Source organism: Candidatus Nitrosocosmicus oleophilus (assembly GCF_000802205.1).
GTDB lineage: Archaea > Thermoproteota > Nitrososphaeria > Nitrososphaerales > Nitrososphaeraceae > Nitrosocosmicus > Nitrosocosmicus oleophilus.
In genome coordinates this window covers 685,213-702,260 of sequence record NZ_CP012850.1, presented here as the reverse complement: position 1 = coordinate 702,260, position 17,048 = coordinate 685,213, and the positions used below count along the sequence as shown (strand labels likewise).

At 32.1% G+C, this 17,048-nt stretch carries 14 protein-coding genes and 1 tRNA gene; 5 read left to right on the top strand and 10 right to left on the bottom strand.

What is annotated here, in order from left to right:
* Positions 1–504: 504 nt before the first annotated feature.
* The 6 genes from NMY3_RS03395 to NMY3_RS03370 all read right to left on the bottom strand — a co-directional run bounded on the left by NMY3_RS03395 (position 505) and on the right by NMY3_RS03370 (position 7,666).
* A complete protein-coding gene (locus NMY3_RS03395; protein ID WP_196817539.1) occupies positions 505–2,226 on the bottom strand; it encodes a sensor histidine kinase in 1,722 nt (573 codons plus the stop codon).
* A 145-nt stretch (positions 2,227–2,371) separates the two neighbouring features.
* A complete protein-coding gene (locus tag NMY3_RS03390; protein ID WP_196817538.1) occupies positions 2,372–3,580 on the bottom strand; it encodes a response regulator in 1,209 nt (402 codons plus the stop codon).
* Between the two features lie 313 nt (positions 3,581–3,893).
* On the bottom strand, positions 3,894–4,277 hold the full coding sequence (locus NMY3_RS03385) for a response regulator (protein ID WP_196817537.1): 384 nt from the start codon (positions 4,275–4,277) through the stop codon (positions 3,894–3,896).
* 1 nt (position 4,278) lies between these two features.
* Positions 4,279–6,321 carry an ATP-binding protein gene (locus NMY3_RS03380; protein ID WP_196817536.1) on the bottom strand — a complete coding sequence of 681 codons (2,043 nt, stop codon included), beginning with the start codon at positions 6,319–6,321 and terminating at the stop codon, positions 4,279–4,281.
* A 235-nt stretch (positions 6,322–6,556) separates the two neighbouring features.
* Complete coding sequence (locus tag NMY3_RS03375) at positions 6,557–7,042, bottom strand: pentapeptide repeat-containing protein (protein WP_196817535.1); 486 nt, start codon at positions 7,040–7,042, stop codon at positions 6,557–6,559.
* A gap of 147 nt (positions 7,043–7,189) precedes the next feature.
* The gene (locus NMY3_RS03370; protein ID WP_231100211.1) at positions 7,190–7,666 is read right to left on the bottom strand and encodes a HEAT repeat domain-containing protein; all 477 of its coding nucleotides are present in this window, start codon (positions 7,664–7,666) and stop codon (positions 7,190–7,192) included.
* Positions 7,667–7,853: 187 nt separating this feature from the next.
* Here NMY3_RS03370 and NMY3_RS03365 point away from each other — a divergent pair, with 187 nt between their 5' ends.
* Positions 7,854–8,312 (top strand): hypothetical protein, encoded by a 459-nt coding sequence (locus NMY3_RS03365; protein WP_196817534.1) that lies wholly within the window; start codon positions 7,854–7,856, stop codon positions 8,310–8,312.
* A gap of 93 nt (positions 8,313–8,405) precedes the next feature.
* Entirely contained in the window at positions 8,406–9,344 is a 939-nt protein-coding gene (locus tag NMY3_RS03360; protein ID WP_196817533.1) for a hypothetical protein, read from the top strand.
* 5 nt (positions 9,345–9,349) lie between these two features.
* On the opposite strand, the gene NMY3_RS03355 is transcribed toward NMY3_RS03360, so the two are convergent.
* The gene (locus tag NMY3_RS03355; RefSeq protein ID WP_196817532.1) at positions 9,350–11,467 is read right to left on the bottom strand and encodes an acetate--CoA ligase family protein; all 2,118 of its coding nucleotides are present in this window, start codon (positions 11,465–11,467) and stop codon (positions 9,350–9,352) included.
* 82 nt (positions 11,468–11,549) lie between these two features.
* On the opposite strand from NMY3_RS03355, the gene NMY3_RS03350 reads away from it, so the two are divergent.
* A complete protein-coding gene (locus tag NMY3_RS03350) occupies positions 11,550–12,929 on the top strand; it encodes a M20/M25/M40 family metallo-hydrolase (RefSeq protein WP_196817531.1) in 1,380 nt (459 codons plus the stop codon).
* A gap of 49 nt (positions 12,930–12,978) precedes the next feature.
* A complete protein-coding gene (locus tag NMY3_RS03345) occupies positions 12,979–13,857 on the top strand; it encodes a SirB1 family protein (protein ID WP_196817530.1) in 879 nt (292 codons plus the stop codon).
* A 511-nt stretch (positions 13,858–14,368) separates the two neighbouring features.
* Here the strand turns inward: NMY3_RS03345 and NMY3_RS03340 are convergent.
* The 3 genes from NMY3_RS03340 to NMY3_RS03330 form a co-directional block, all read right to left on the bottom strand.
* A complete protein-coding gene (locus NMY3_RS03340; RefSeq protein ID WP_196817529.1) occupies positions 14,369–14,524 on the bottom strand; it encodes a hypothetical protein in 156 nt (51 codons plus the stop codon).
* Between the two features lie 182 nt (positions 14,525–14,706).
* On the bottom strand, positions 14,707–15,246 hold the full coding sequence (locus tag NMY3_RS03335; RefSeq protein ID WP_196817528.1) for a hypothetical protein: 540 nt from the start codon (positions 15,244–15,246) through the stop codon (positions 14,707–14,709).
* A gap of 88 nt (positions 15,247–15,334) precedes the next feature.
* A complete protein-coding gene (locus tag NMY3_RS03330) occupies positions 15,335–16,456 on the bottom strand; it encodes a DegT/DnrJ/EryC1/StrS family aminotransferase (RefSeq protein ID WP_196817527.1) in 1,122 nt (373 codons plus the stop codon).
* A 186-nt stretch (positions 16,457–16,642) separates the two neighbouring features.
* Between NMY3_RS03330 and NMY3_RS03325 the strand changes: the two genes are divergently transcribed.
* Positions 16,643–16,782: transfer RNA gene (locus NMY3_RS03325), tRNA-Ser, on the top strand.
* Positions 16,783–17,048 lie beyond the last annotated feature (266 nt).

Here is a 17,048-nt window from a genome sequence, read left to right as displayed (position 1 = left end):
AAAATCACAATTGCAATTTGATTTCATGTAAATTAAGTAGAATGGAAAAAAATTGTACTTTATTTCGAAATTAAGTTGATTAATTAAATCAGAATTTGATGAGTTGATCTTTTTATTTTATTATTGCTCGATCTATATATTATTATTTTTGGTATAAACGACCTTCAGGTTTTCTGGAAAAATGATCAAGATTCTTGATTACTGTGATGAAGACCTATAATATTCAGTTAAGCAAGAATCTGGATGCAAATTATGAAATTGGAATTAATGATATTGTAACCATAATGGTAACATAGAAAATAATTTAAGATCTAAAAACTATCAATAATGAAAAAAGTTACACGTGCTGGTAGCTCAATTGAGATTAGGTTTTTATGAGAAATTGAGAATAGGACTATGATTGTTAGGCCAATGCGGATACCAAGATATACCTTATAAGGATATTATCCTTCTTTTGTTTACAATAATTTTCAATAAATAAAATTTGATTTGATAGGGTTTAGTTCAGGCGCGATTTATTCCTGCGTTTGGTTTGGGTTCAGGTTTGGGTTCGGATTCTGTCATAGATCTTGTTTCAACAGGGATACTAAAGCTAAAGGTACTTCCAATTCCGTTCTGGTTGTTTGATGCCCAAATTTTACCTCTATGTGCTTCTATTATGTTTTTTGAAATGTATAGTCCTAAACCAGTCCCACTATCTGACCTTGAAATAAACTTTTCAAATAGATGATTCATTACTTCAGAATTAATTCCTTTTCCACTGTCACTGATACTTACTATTACTTCTTTGGCGTCCTTTTTTATCAATACCGTTACAGTTATTTTTCCTTCTTCGGTAAACTTTCTTGCATTATTTAACAAATTTAACAAAACCTGCGATATTCTAGTCTTATCTCCTTCTATCAATATTGATTGGTCAAGAACTTCTTTTGATTTAGTTTCATCGCGGAGATCAAAATCAATGTATACATTTTCTTCTTTTTTTTCTGAATTTGTGGTAAAATCCTCAATGGTATTTTTAATAAGTTCCACAAAATCAAATCTCGAGGTATTCAGATTTAAAATATGACTATCTATTCTGGAGACGTCCAAAATATCGTTGGTTAGCTTTTGTAATTTCTTTGCGTTTCTATATATCACTTTCATATCACTTTTCAATTCTGATTTATCGATCTCGCTAGTGTCATTCTGAAGACTATGATTAATCAGATCAGAAAGTCCTAGAATGGGTTGAATTGGAGTTCGTAGTTCATGGGCAGCTATGTTAATAAAATCATCCTTGAGTTTTTCGTTTTCCTGTAATTTTTTAAGATTTTCTTTGATTAATGAATTAGCCTTTTTCAGATAAGCACTGTATTGCATGCTTGACATAATAAGTGCAATAATATTTACAAAATATCCTACGTCTTTAAGAACATGTGCCATATTGTGAGCAGTATCAAAAGACATAGCAGAAAAGGCCATGACGACCTGTGTAAATATATCAATTACAAGATACAAGGCAAGTCCTTTATACACTACATCTTTTTTTTGATAGAGTTTTTTCTTGTAAAAAAAGAACAATACCAAACAAAAAAGTATTAGAGGTGGAATTTCGTACGGCCTATGAACAGAATAATCATCTAAAACTGATGAAGGATAAACCAAAAAGAGTGAGCTTACAGCCGTTACTATTGCAATAATCCCTAAAATGGATATATAGAAAATCATACCATCTTTTTTTTCAGTAATGGCCTTTTGTTCATTTTCTTCTTCTCGTGTATATGATGGTGCTCTGACATCAGACAGTTGTTCTATTTCTTCTCTTGGAGATACCGATGAATATTTTAAAATTGCAATTAGGAGCATCGCACCAAGGAAGAAACGTCCAGCAAACCAAGTTTGAGGAATAAAATACTTTATGAAAGATATATTCTCTATTAAAGCGAAAGACACTACAACATGGAACAAATCAATGGAAACACTAATGAAAAATCCTATACCAACAAAAAGACTAAATCGATCTCGTAGAACTCTATAGCGCAAAATGTAATAAAAGGATAGGGCCGAACCTAATATTACTGCAATCAATTCGATGTAAAAATGATGTATCTCTGAACTAACCCATAAAGTAGGATCTAATGAGATTGCTAAGAACAGCGTCAGCAGTAGACATGGAAAAACTACTAATTTAATTAGACTTGATAAAAGTGAATCCTGGGAGAAAATATGATCGAGATTTTTCAATAGCATCATCTTTAACCAATGATTATTATAAAATTCAAAATATTCGACAGGTTAGGAAAGTCTATTGGTCTACTACTAGTTATGAATTCAAGTACGAATTCAATTTCAACACCAAAGATAGCAAAAATTAACAAATCCAATACTGTCATTTACCAACTGTTTTAGTTTCAGCTAACTTCCTTTTTATGATCGATAAAAACTGTTGACCGTTTAAAGGTTTTCTCACAATTTCAGTCATTTTGATTTCAGGTAAAGCTTCGACGAACTCGCCAACCAGATCTAGAGCAGTTACAAAAATGATATTCAAATATGGATCTATCGCTTTAAATCTGTAGAATAGCCTTATTCCGCTCACCTCGCGCATTCTTATATCCATAACTACCAAATCATAATTATGAGAATTTTTTTTTGCCAAGTTTTCTAGAGCTTCGATAGGATTTGAATAAGAATGTACTTGATATCCTTCCTTTTTTAACAGTGAATGAAATGTGTATAGAATATCCTCCTCGTCATCTATTAGTAAGATATTGTACTTTTTGTTTTCTATTTGACTAGTTCGTTTGATTTCATTAGAAGGGACTTGGTGTTTGAGGGCTTCATCCCGTTTGTTTGCGATTAATAAATTTCTATTATCTATTATTGTATAACAGGAATTAATATTTTTGCTATTCCCATCCAATGATAGTTCAATCTCAGATATTTCAAATTCTTTACCAAATGTTGAATTGATTAATAAACTATGCAAGTTCTTTCCTATTACCAATCCATTTGATTTAGACAAGCTGTTTATTTTAGCGCATTCATTTACTACCGAGCCAAATAAATCTACTTCCTTGTTATTAGAGCCCAAGGCAACTTCTACTAATCCATAATCCATACTAATTCTATAATGGACTGGAGGTAAGTTTTCTGCTGCCAGTTCTTGATTCAAAGGTTTGTTTGATTTAATCATTGAATTGCTGCAATCAAAAACGTTTTGCAATGCATGTAGATCACCAGGATTTGATGTTTTTGGAAAGTAAAAAAACAAATTATCTCCACTATTTTTAATAATTTTTCCATGGTATTGATTAAGTATAGTACTCATCGAATTCAAAAAAAGTGAATAATATTTTCTTAACTTTTTAGGGTCTTTTATTTTTGCAGTTTCTTGAGTGGAATTAATTATATCGATAAATCCGATACAATATTGCTGTGTAAAATTAATAAAATTTATTTGTTCTTGATTACTTTCTTTAGTTAAACTATTCGGATCGGCATTTGATCTTGGAATACCATCGCTGGAACTATTGAAAGTACTCTCAGAGTTATTCTCCTTATCGTAATTAGATAGATCATTTAGACTATCTATCATCTTTATATGGATAATACAGATCATGTACTATTTATGACTTTTGTTTATTATTGCAAATATATACCAATATCATTATAAAAGAATCGTTTTAGCGCAATACTTGAAGCTTTGGTCACGGTGGTTCAATACACTGTTAACTTTGCTTATTAAAACAAGGTTTAAAAACATTACTATTGTAAATTATAATGCTATTGTCGTTAGAGTCAGATAATAATAATGAGGACAATGGTTTACTTATTACGGATTTGTGAGGGCTGTATAGGTTGAAGACTTGTCCTTTGGGTTGATGAGACACCCAATCCTGTCATTATGATTATTTCATCAAATAGGCAAGTCTTTTTAATAATTCTTCGAGTTCAATTGGTTTTTGGATAAATAAATCCCTACTTAATTCATGATAGTCCTTTTCCCGAAATTTTTGATAATAAGCCTCGCTAGCAGTCAAAAAACATATTTTGATGTTATCGTCCATTTCCTTTATTTGCTTGTACAAATCAAAACCATCTATATATGGCATCTTAATATCAAGAAGTGCAATATCGTAGTAATTTACTTTAAATTTTGACAAAGCTAACTTTGAATCATTAAAGGCATCCACTTCAAATCCATGAATTTCTAAGATACGTTTAAAAGATAAAGTAATATCATCCTCGTCATCTACGATAAGAATTTTTATTTTATTTTTTTTGATTTTCATTTTATATACTCACCCCAGAACTATTTTGAATCAGATCGGTCTTAATTAATGGAATTCTAAAAGAGAAAGTTGCACCTTTTCCATCTTTATTATTTTCAGCCCACATACTTCCACTATGAGACTCAATAATATTCTTTGAAATGTACAATCCCAATCCGGTACCTTGAAACGACCTAGTAGAAAATTTACTAAAAAGATGAGGAAGGATTTCTTCTGAAATCCCACTTCCACTGTCTTTAATTATTATTTCTGCGTATCCATTCGCATGTGGACTCTCTCCTTTTGATATCTTAAGAGTTATCCTAATCAATCCATCTTTTTCAATAAATTTTATTGCATTATCGAGCAAATTTGAAATAACCTGAATAATTCTTTCCTTATCAGCATGAATAAGAGCATCCGGTCCTAAGATTTCACTCTGTAGAGTATAATACACTTTTATGCGCCTTTTATAAGTAGGTTTTTTTAACTGTCTTGTGTAATCCTTTATGACGGTAGTTAATAAATCGTTTATGTTAAAATTTTCTTGATGTAATACAAGTTTGTTACTTTCGATTTTAGTAACATCTAAAATATTTTTTATCAAAACGTTGAGTCTTTTAGCGTTCCTATAAATCGCTTCTATAGATTCATTTTTATTAACATCATATTTTAATAAATTTGCAAATGTCAAAATGCTTTGTGTTGGAGTTCGTAGTTCATGGGCAGCTATATTAACAAACTCGTCTTTTGCTTTGTCGGCCACCCGCAGTTTTTTTATATATTCTTCTTTAAGATTATCTGCGTCTTTTAGTTTTTCATATAGCTCTGTTTGTTTCCATAATGTATCAAAAATGGTAACAAATGATATAACATTTGGTTGACTTGTAGAATATATCGCCGAGCCAACTGCTTCGGTAAATTTCTGCTTTGTGTCATTCTTTAATTCAACTATCAGTGAATACTTTTCATCTACGACTAGTATATTTATCGGCGCATCAAAAGGCGATTCGATACGTCTAACTTCAATTTTGTTCTTTTGACTTAGATTGTCAATCTCATTTTTTGCGTTACTAAATGACGGAGTAATTATTCTTATTTTTACATTTCTATTTGAAGCATCTATCAAAGATTGCATTAATCCATCGTTTTCCTCACTTAGAAAAACAGTGGATGTTGTAAGAATAAGCATTATTTCAGTAACACTGGATTTTAGAACATCAAAATAGATGTTTTTTATTTCGAGGGGATTTTTAATGACAGCTACAATTTCAGGAACAATACCCTTTTCAATTTCATCAATTTTCTCTGTTGCAGAAATTGATTTATCCCACAGATTCTCAAAAAAGAAATTATGTTGTTCTACAACTGCCTTTGAATTGCTGTATACCACTTGAGACAATAATTGTAAATTTTTCATTGTCGCCGATGCAATGTACTCATTTTCATTTACTGCAAAATTTCCTTTTAATCCAGGTAAATGATGTACTGCAGCTATCTTCAATAATTCTTTACAAAAAGCAATATTTTCTTTAGTTACTTCTGTAATAAACCTGCATTTTACATTTCTTTTCTTTAAGTCAAACATCCCTTTATTAAATACTTCTATGCCAATCGCGACTGAAGGCCAGTACTGGTCTGCACAAATTAAAAGACTGTTTGTTGAATTATTTAATACATTGAGGATTGTTTTTGTGGACTCTTCTAATCCTTCTGCAGTACCTATTTCCTCCATCTTATCTAAAAAGTTATGCAGACATATTAATTTTTTATATAAAATGGTATTAAATGGTTTAGATTGTTTTATATTGACAACAATATAAAAAGATGGCAGCAAGGCAGATAAGGAGATATATACGAAAATTGTAATCCATTGTACCATCACAATAATACATTCTACACTTTGACTAATATCATGTTTATTTTCCAAGCTCTTTAACTTTATTGCATTTACATTCCATAAATTTACATGCATAGTCATCATTAATGGACATGCAATCATAGTTTTAGTTAGAACCATTTTATTTATTAAAGTGTTATTTTGGATTGACTGTGCAATATTCATCAAGAGTAAATATCAATTATTTAATAAAAAAGGTATCGTTAATGATACAATGACTTTGTTACATTAACAAAACCAAAAAACTATACGACACAAAATGACAATGGTTTTAGTTATTAATCTAAGTTAACCCAATAGTTATAAAATAGAGAAAAATAGGCAACTTGGTTTGAAAATACTTGCAGTGATTTTTTTTACATAATGATGTTGCTCAAGTCTACAGATAATTGAAAAAATGTTATTCCCAAGTAGTTCCTTTCAATTTTGCATATTTTAAATACGCGTCATTTTTATCTAATCCTTCGGTATTGGCATTTCTGAGATCGGCCTCAACAAAAATAGTCTTGTACATAATGCTTTCCCTGAGATCTGAATTCTGTAAATCAGACCACATAAAATTGGTATTACTTAATTGAGTTTTGACAATATTAGAACCCTTTACTGTGGCGTACATAATCAAAGCTTCAGACATGTCGGAACCTTCAAAAGTAGTTTCAGACAAATTGGATTGCACGAAATTAGTGCCCACGACTATTGAATTTGAAAAATCACATCCAGTAAGATTAACACCATTAAGATAAGCGTTAGAAATATCTTTATTTGAAAAATCAGTTCCTGTAAAGTCTAATTTTATAGTGAGATTTTCTAAACGCCACTCATTAAATTCGTTTACTTTTTCCTCAAGAAGTAGAGTAAGGCCTTCATCTTGTTTGAGATCAGACATCTTATAATACTATTTTTTCGAGAATCAATATTAATTTGTCGATTTTTATAATTACCAACGCATCTATAGAGTATGGAATAATATTATATTTCCCTGTGTAAGATTGATGGTCTTAATTTCTTGAATTTGAATCAATAATCATCTTAATTATCCACCGGTCAAACTTGTAAACTTGTTAGTTCTTTGTACATGCGCGATATAATCCAGATTTGCTAGTGCTATCATTGCAGATTCCCTTACCTCTTCGCTCTCATCATTTAGTGCTTGTTCAAGGGTTTTGCGTGATTGTTCGGATCCTATAACTCCCAATGCTACTGCGGCCTCATGTCTAACAAAAAAACTTGGATCCTCTAGCACAGCTTTTGATAAAACGTCTATTCCCCTTGTGTGCCCTAATTGGCCTAGAGAAAAGGCTGCTTCGTGTCTTACAAGTTGGTCTGAATCATTTAATAGAACTCGTCCAATAGATTCAATGGCTTTTTCTCCAGAAATATCTGCTAGTATGCATACGGCTCTAGTTCTTATTACATAATCCTTGTGGTCAACTAGATTCTTAAAATATGTCTCGTCTTTATTATCAAAGCGTTGTTCCATTTCCATTAACAAGTTCAATCTATTATCCAAATAGATTTAGACAAATTACAAGGATTTATAACGGTTTGTAAAATTCTCCCTTAGGAAAATTCATTACAACTTTTTTTTCTAGCAAGTCACATTAAGGAATACAATGCCTTTGTAAACCAAAAAGTAGATTTAGAACATCAAAATAAATCTACAAATATAAAATGCATAATCCTATCCCTAAATAAACATGCGTGTTAGATACTGGAGGCTCAGCCTAAATGATTTAAGAGAGGGAACTTATCCGATTGACAATGTAAATCATTGGGAGATTAAATGTTTACAAGGAGACCATGAGCATTTTGGTGTATTTTGGTATAGGTACGGAACGCCATTTGATAAGGAACCTGTTAATGGAATATGTTTCTACTACAACGAGATACCGGTTGAAAAGGTTAAAGATATTGCAAATTTTCTCAATTCAAAGTTTGGTGGTAAAGTAGCATATAAACAAACAAGGGGATTCTTGCAAGGTTCTAAAGAATTTGCAGATAAACAATCTATAGCTCAACTTGCAGAAGAACTGAGTTTAAAATATAACGCACCTATTGAGATGACACTTGAATTTGAAAGAATAGATAAAGACCAACAAGAAAAAATAATAACTTTGCCCGCTAGCAAGGCACTACCTATAGTGGGTCCTGATTAACATTTTTTTCTTGTTCATAAAGCCTAATTTGTAACATTTAAACCAAGATACCTATATATTATTTGGATTTCACCTTTAATTGGCCTTGTAACCATGAGTAAGGAAAAAACATTTGTCGAAAAAAAATTAAGAGGTTCTGGAGGATATGCAATTGCAAAGGTTAGTGACGACGAGCAAAAGATAGCAAATTTGGGTGGTCCTGAACTTTTTTTGGCAGGCATAGGCAAGTTAGATAAAGAAAGATTTAAGAAATATTATTGTAACAAATGTGAAAAAGAATATCAAGGAGCACCTAATCTTGAATTTGAAAACCCCAACGAAGATCTGGGTGAGAATATAATACTAAAAGAAAAAGGAGAATACAAATGCAAAACCTGTGATTACATTATAGCACAGTATAGAAAATTTGATGAATCAAAAAAAGAAGAAATAGAAGAAGGGGGAGGAAAAAGAGAAGTAGAGCAAGAGCAAGACAGAGTTAACGAAGTACTAGAAACAGAAAATAGAAATGAAAGCAAGAGCGAAAACAAGAGCAAGAGCAGTAAACCAATCAATCAAATTGAAAATAACAATGATGATAAAGTCATTCCAGATGTAAAATCCACGTATGTGCATATTGAAAAAATAATTGGGATGTCAACTTATGATAATAATGCACACCTAATTGGTAAAGTACAGGAAATTGGTTTAAGAAAATTATTAGATGGGAATGTTGAATTCAGTTTCAAGATAAAAAATTCAAACAATGAAGTTAAAGAAATAGAATGGAATAAGATTTCTAAAATAGGAGACATAATTATATTGGCAGACCAAAATTCCCAGTCTAACGAGATTAAATCAAGAGGTTCTGGAAGTATTCATAACGTTAGTAGTGATAATGGTAATAGTAGCAGTAATACGGACATCGATAGTTCATCAGCAGCAGCAGCAGCAGCAGCAACAAAATTAGATGGTAAAACGTGTAGAAATTGCAAATACAATAATGAAGTAGAATCTATTTTTTGTGAAGAATGTGGCAAAAAATTGGAATGAAAAAGCTATTTATTTTTTAATCCAATTCTCACATCTACTACCCGTGAACCACGTCCTTCCTCTAGGACCAGTAACGGATTAATATCAAATTCTTCGATTTCTGGAAAATCTGTAATTAGTTGAGACAATCTTAGCAAGCAATCAACTACGGATGGGATATCTGATGATTTTTCACCTCTTGCGCCTTTCAATAACGAAATTGTTTTGATTGAATCCACCATTTCTCTGGCTTCGGATTCAGAAATAGGAGCCAACCTGAAATTTACATCCTTCAAAATCTCAACGTAGATTCCTCCTAATCCAAACATCAGCAATGGCCCAAATAATTTGTCTTGTTTTGCACCAAGGATTAATTCTTTGGAATTGGTTACCATTTCCTGGATCAATACACCTTCAATTCTTGCGTTTGGATTATAATTTTTTACACTAGACATGATAGAATTATACGCATTTCGAACATCATCGGTATTTTTTAAACCAACTTTTACACCACCCGATTCTGATTTGTGTATAATATCTTTTGAAGATATTTTCATGACAACAGGATAACCAATTTCTATTGCAGATTTAACAGCATCATCTTCATTATTTACTAGCATACTTTTTGGAACTGGAAATCCGTACGCTTGAAGTACAGCATAGCCCTCATCTTCCAAAAGATTTGTTCTGCTTTGTTCGTAAACGCTAGATATAACATCCTTAACCTTCTCCTTATTAACGGAGAAAGATGGTATAGATTCCTTTTTGTTGCTTAACCAATTACTAAACTTATACATCGAATCTAATGTTCTTATGGCAGGTTCTGCATACATAAAATGAGGTACTCCTCCTTCTGACAATATAGATTTGTTTTCAACACCTTCAGCCAAACCCATTAATGCAGCTAGCATTGTCTTTCCACTATTCTTTGATGTTCGAATTATTGTATTGGCTAATTCATTATAATCTAAAGTCGCAGAAGGGGTACACATTGTTACTACAGACCCAACATTAGAATTAGACAATACTTCAACCAATACTTTTTCAAATCTATTGAAATCCGCATCGCCTACTATATCAACAGGATTTCTGGAGGATCCATGCGGCGGGATAACCTTAGCTATACTTTCTCTTGAATTAGAAATATCTGCCATTTGTATATTATATTTGGAACAAGAATCGGTGGAAATGATTGCAGGTCCGCCTGCATTAGAAACAATTACCACCCCCAAGTTATTCATTGGTAAAGGCTGTTTTGAAAAAGCAGTTGCTAATTCAAATAATTCCTGCATTGTATCTACCCTAATCACACCAGCTTGCTTAAATACAGCATCGTATACTTCGTCTGAACCCATCAATGCACCTGTATGAGACATTGCTGCTCTGGCACCTTCTGGAGTCCTACCAGATTTTAAAACAATAATTGGTTTTCTTTTTTCCAAAGTAATTCTTTTAGAAGTATTCATGAACCGTCGTCCATCATGGATATCCTCCAAATACATCACAATCACTTTGGTATAAGGATCATCTTCTAATAATTCAAGTATATCAGTTTCATTCATGTCCACCTTGTTTCCCATACTAATTACTTTGGAAAACCCTATTCCCTGAGCTATGGCATCCTCTACAGTAGCTGCGCAAATGGCTCCACTCTGAGAAACAAGAGCTATTTCGCCATGTTTAGGAGTAATTTTCAAAAATGTTAAATTCATAAGATTTTGATCTGTAAGACTCATTATTCCAAGGCAATTAGGCCCTATTATTCTGATTCCATATTTTTTACCAACATCTTGTACTTGTTGTTCCAATTGTGCACCAGTTTCGTCAACTTCTTTAAAGCCTGCAGAAACAATTATGCAAGATTTTATATTTTTTTTTCCTATTTCTTCCATAACTGCGGGAACGATTCTATTTGGAGTGGCGACTACCGCAAGGTCAATGTTGTCATCGACATCAAGTACGCTTTTGTAGGCTTTTATGCCCGATACCGATGAACTAGTCGGGGTAATCGGATATATTTTTCCCTTATAGCCGTTCAATATATTGGAAAAAATAGCTTTACCTACCCCAGGTTTTTCTGATGCTCCTATTACAGCAATAGAAGATGGTGACAGGAAAATGTTCTTTAGATTTTCATTACTCAATAAAAAAAGTATATCATCTGGTTATAAAAATATTAAAAAAATTTAGTTTTTATATTAAAGAAATATTTATCATCATAGCTAAATGTCTTCAAACAAGTTGACCATAGATATTGATACTCATGGACTGATAAGCGATCTTCAGAAATTGATAAAAATTCCGAGTGTTTCTGCAAGAAAGCAAAACTTGGAAGAGTGTGCCAAAGAGATCGTTGTAATGATGAAAAGAATAGGAATCGCCGCAGAGTTGATATATTTTGATGATGATCAGAAAAATTCTACACCTCCTCCACTAGTTTATGGAGAGGTCAAATCCAAATCAAATCCAAATGGGAAGACTTTATTATTTTATAATCATTACGACGTACAACCAGAAGAACCTAGGGATTTATGGGAATATGAACCGTTTGAAGGTAAAGTAGAAGGGAATTTGATTTATGGGAGAGGTGCTTCCGACGATAAGGGCGAACTTGTAACCAGGTTAAAAGCAATAGAGTTTATTCTAAAACAAAGAGGCGATGTTCCAATGAATATAAAGTTTCTAATTGAGGGAGAAGAGGAGATTGGAAGCAAGAGCATATCAGAATATCTAAAAAAATACAATACAAAATTTAACACCGATTTAGTTATTTGGGAATTTGGATATATAGATCAGGAACAAAAACCCATTATCAGTTTGGGAATGAAAGGTCTTTTATACGTAGAATTGACGGCACAAGGTGCCTCCAGAGACGTTCATTCTAGTTTAGCTGTTTTGATAGAAAACCCTGCTTTGAGAATTGTCCAAGCTTTATCAACATTGGTTGACAGGGAAGGAAAAATTTTGATAAAGGATTGGTTTAAAGAAGTTAAAGAATTATCTGAAGAGGAAAGTTTGATAATAGACAGCGAACCATTTGATGAGGAAAGTTTCAAAAAAGAATATGGAATCAACAAATTTATCAATAATCTTAGCGGGAAAGGGGTAAAGAAAGCTTTGACTTGTGAACCAACTTGTAACATATCTGGATTAAATTCTGGATATTCAGGTCCAGGTGCAAAAACCATAACTCCTTCAAAAGCAATGGCAAAGATTGACTTTCGTTTGGTTCCAAATATGAACCCTGCTCTTCAGTTTAAAAGGCTAGAGAAACATCTAGTAGAAAACGGATTTGAGGACATTAAAGTCACACTTATTCATGGAGAAGCCGCTGGAAGAACTGCATTAGATAATCAGTATGTAAAAATAGTTGAAAAATCTGCAAATGAAATTTTTGGAGATTCAATAATATCGATTTCATCTGCAGGTACTGGACCTATGTATGATTTTATTGATTTGCTAAAGGCTCCTTGCATTTCAATTGGTGGGACCTATATATTCTCAAGGATACATTCACCCAACGAATTTGCTAAGATCGACCTTCTTGAAAAAACTACTAAATGTATGATAAAAATCATCGACAATATTTCAACGACTGCAACATGATACATTTTTTTGATTTTACTTATAAGGATGAAACAAGCTTTTACTAATATTGGGTTTTGAAGATAAGATAGAGAAAGACTATCTAGAAGATTGGAAAAAGACAGTAATTGACAAAGTACAAGAAAATGATGACATAGTAAACATAACTGAACATGTACTTCATATTGCTAGAATTATCGATTATCCCAACCTGAAAATATCAGAATATATGAACATGATGAATGAGATGGGAAAAGAGTTAACCGGCCAAATAAAAAATACAAAAGGTATGAGGCCAACCCATGTTATTGAAAAATTAAATGATTTTTTCTTTGATGATAAAAAATTTCAACCAAATATTAGTGACTATTATAATCCTGTCAATAATTATTTAAACATAGTATTAGAAAAAAGGACAGGAATTCCCATAACGCTGTCATTGATCTATATTCACCTTGCTAGTTATATGGATTTTAAACTCCATCCCGTTAATTTTCCATCTCATTTTTTAGTCAAATACGTATTAGATGAAGATTCGGACGAATCGATAGTAATTGATCCGTTCAACAAGGGCCGAATCATGGATGACTACGTCTTACAAGATCTTTTAAACAAGGCATATCCTAGATCTACCATTTCTTTGTCTAACGACTTGTTGAAGAAGACAAATTCATTACAAATCACAATCAGGGTCTTAAATAATTTGAAAAATGGATACATGGAAGTGGACGATTTAAACAAAATAATGAAAATAAACGAGATGATCCTCTCCCTGGATAGCACTAGTTCTGAAGCACTCAGAGACAAAGGTATAATTTTATATAGAAATAAGGAATATGAACAAGCTCTAGAAATTCTTTATAAATATATAGATTTGAATCCAGAAGCAAACGATATTGATAGAATATTGGAATTAGTAAAACAGATTAGAAATTTGCTTACAAAGTAGATTAGAAACTATATTGATCTTAAGATATTCTTAGAATATGGTTAAAATCAGATTCATTTTGCCTAGTCGGAATCATGTGACGAATACACAGGAATTTTGTTCTCCATGTCAATTAGTTGTTTGATAAATTATTAATAATATAAAAAAAGTCTCAATAAATCAATACAACGATGCAGTGTTGTGGATACTCCTACAATATAAGCATTAGTTGAAACTAGAAAAAACCTTAGTCGAATCACTGGCGAAATTGCATTTTTTCTCCGAGTGTCAGGTTTTATATATAGGTTAGAACGGAAATTCGTCAAATGAACAACAAGATAGACACATTTTGTAGATTCAGCTGAAGATTAAGCAAATGTGACAAGGAAACTCAAGATGCTACAAATATGATAAATTTCCTTCATAATATAGATAAACCATCAGAAATGGATCGAAATGGAAACTATTTACATCATAGATCCAAATGTGATTTTTTTACTAATTTGTAAATAATTACATTAAACACAATAAATTAGATATTCTTATTTATTTTGAGAAACAGATCTTTAGCATTTTTTCTGGCCTCTTCAGTTATTTCTTCGTTAAAAATAGTATTGCTCAAAGAATCAAGTATTACTTGCCACTCTTTTTCGGTTAATTGAATACTCTTTTTGTCAGTATTACCCATGTTAAAATTTTTCAGTTTCTGTAATAAAATCTTATTTGCTTTTAATATGTGAGGGCATGCGAGTCTCTAAAAATGAAGTAGACAGGCAGTAGGACAGCAATAGTGGTGGCATCAATAATGATAAATAACTAGCTTTTTTTGAACCAAAGTATCTATCTCTAATCTCTAACTTTATCGCCTTTTCAGGTTCTTTTCGATATTATGTAGAAACCATGAGCAGAAATAATCAAAGCTGCCAAAGACATCTTTGTAGCAAATACCAAGTTCCAAGGAGTATTAGGATTAGGATAGGGCATAAATAAATCGTCCAATCTTAATTCACCATTAACCAAGTCAGCAGTGATTAATGCGCTCCATATTATAAAATTATAAATGAATTCATAAATTGAAATTATTAGTATTGCAAGTACTATCAATTGCAAAATGGATCTTATACTTTTTGGGATATTTTTTACCCTATCTTCTCCAAGTTTAGTAACGCAATACCACGCTACCACAGAAACGATCATAAGATAGGTTACCAATTTTGCTAGCCCCTTAACTGGGAATTCAGTATTAACCAATACCTCTCCTATTATGACCTTTCCAGTATTCAAATATTCATAAAGACTTACATATAATGAATAAAACGTAATTGCAGCCATAACAAATGCACATAAATAAAAAATGACTAGGTAGAATCTCCTAGAAAGAAATTCGTCTTTTTCTATGGTTAATTTCATTTACATTAAACCCGACTTAAGAACTCACATAAAAATGGTATTTTATTGAGAAAACCCCAGTTCAAACTAATTCAAGTAGTATTTTTGATCACTGTAGATTATTCTCAAATGTTTTTAGAATTTTGTTAATATCGGCTTCAGTTATCAACGGGTGAACAGGCAATGACAACACATGATTCCAAGCCCAAACAGTATTGGAGAGAAAAGTATCAGAGTTAAGATCATTAGAGTGACTATAATAAGGAGTTTTATGTATTGGTGGATCATAATAAACAGTAGCACCAATTTCTTCCTTAATAAGAGCATTTTTGATCAAATCTCGTTGAGAGTTTTCCTTGAACCCAATAGTAAACAGGTACCAGTTGAATTTCTTATTCTCAGGTTCATAAGGCAATGTGAGTAAGCATTTCTGTTCAAATTTCTTTAATCCATCAAACAATAATTTTGCATTTGTTTTTCTCATTTCTAGCATCTTGTCTAGCTTTCGCATCTGAGCAATTCCTATGGCGGCACTTACTTCGGGTAATCTCAAGTTCAGACCAAATATCTCTGTATCATACCCATTTACCATACCATGGTTTCTTATCATTAGCAATTTTTCATATAAATCATCATCACTAGTAACAATTGCTCCCCCTTCGCCAGTCGTGAGCACTTTACTAGCATAAAAACTAAAACAACCCAAATTTCCCATTATACCAGTTTGTTTTTGATCATACAAAGAACCTAATGATTGACATGAATCCTCCACAACTTTTAATGAATTATCTTTTGCAATAGAATTGATCTCATCCATATCAGAGGGATGACCGTAAAGATGAACTGGAAGAATTGCTTTTGTATTTTTATTAATTTTTTTCACAACATCTGAAACGTCTATTGTATAGTCATTCTTGTTTATATCGACAAAAACAGGCTTTGCTCCAGTAGCAACAACTGAATTGGCCGTAGCTACAAAAGTAAAGGATGGAAGAAGTACTTCGTCGCCAGGTTTAATTCCCAAAGACAATAAGGCGGCATGTATAGCAGATGTTCCCGAATTAACAGCTATTACATGCTTCACCTTGAGATAAGATTTTAAGAGATTCTCAAATGCTTGTACCCGTTTTCCACCATTTTTAGCTGGAGAAGTCAATGCATTTTCATCAAGTACATTCAAAACTTCTTGTTTAGCATCATCATCCAACCACGGCTTATTTATTGGAATCATTATTTTATAATTATTATCTAACAGATATAAAAATCAGTAATAAACGGAATTAATTAATTAGAAATATCAGTTTTATTTAGTGTAGTTCACCATAGCGTACGGTGTAGAGACTGTAATACTTCCTAAACGAAGATGAATATAAAGTGTGTTAAAATATAATAGAGGGCAATAATAATTAGTTTTAGTGCAGATGTGGCAGAGTGGTCATCCTAATGCAGAATTATTAGGACCATAGTAATGCGTCGGCCTTGAGTCAATAACAAGGTAGATTAAAAGAAAGCCGATTCGCCGTATGGCGATCAGGAGTTCAAATCTCCTCATCTGCGCTGAAAATTTTGATTTTGATCCATAGTCTACTGCTATATCCTCATCATTTTCTCATAAAGGATAAAAAAGAGTACGGTCTAAAAATATTTGGACCAATTCAAACAAAAGAAGAGAAAAATAAAATCAATGGTTGTGAGTCGTTTATGTCAATCAGATAGAGAGAATAGTTGGCATAGTTTCAACGGATATAGAAACACATAGTACTTCAAAATTTATTGTAGAATAATATTTTATATTGACTATAAGACAACTTATAGGTCATAAG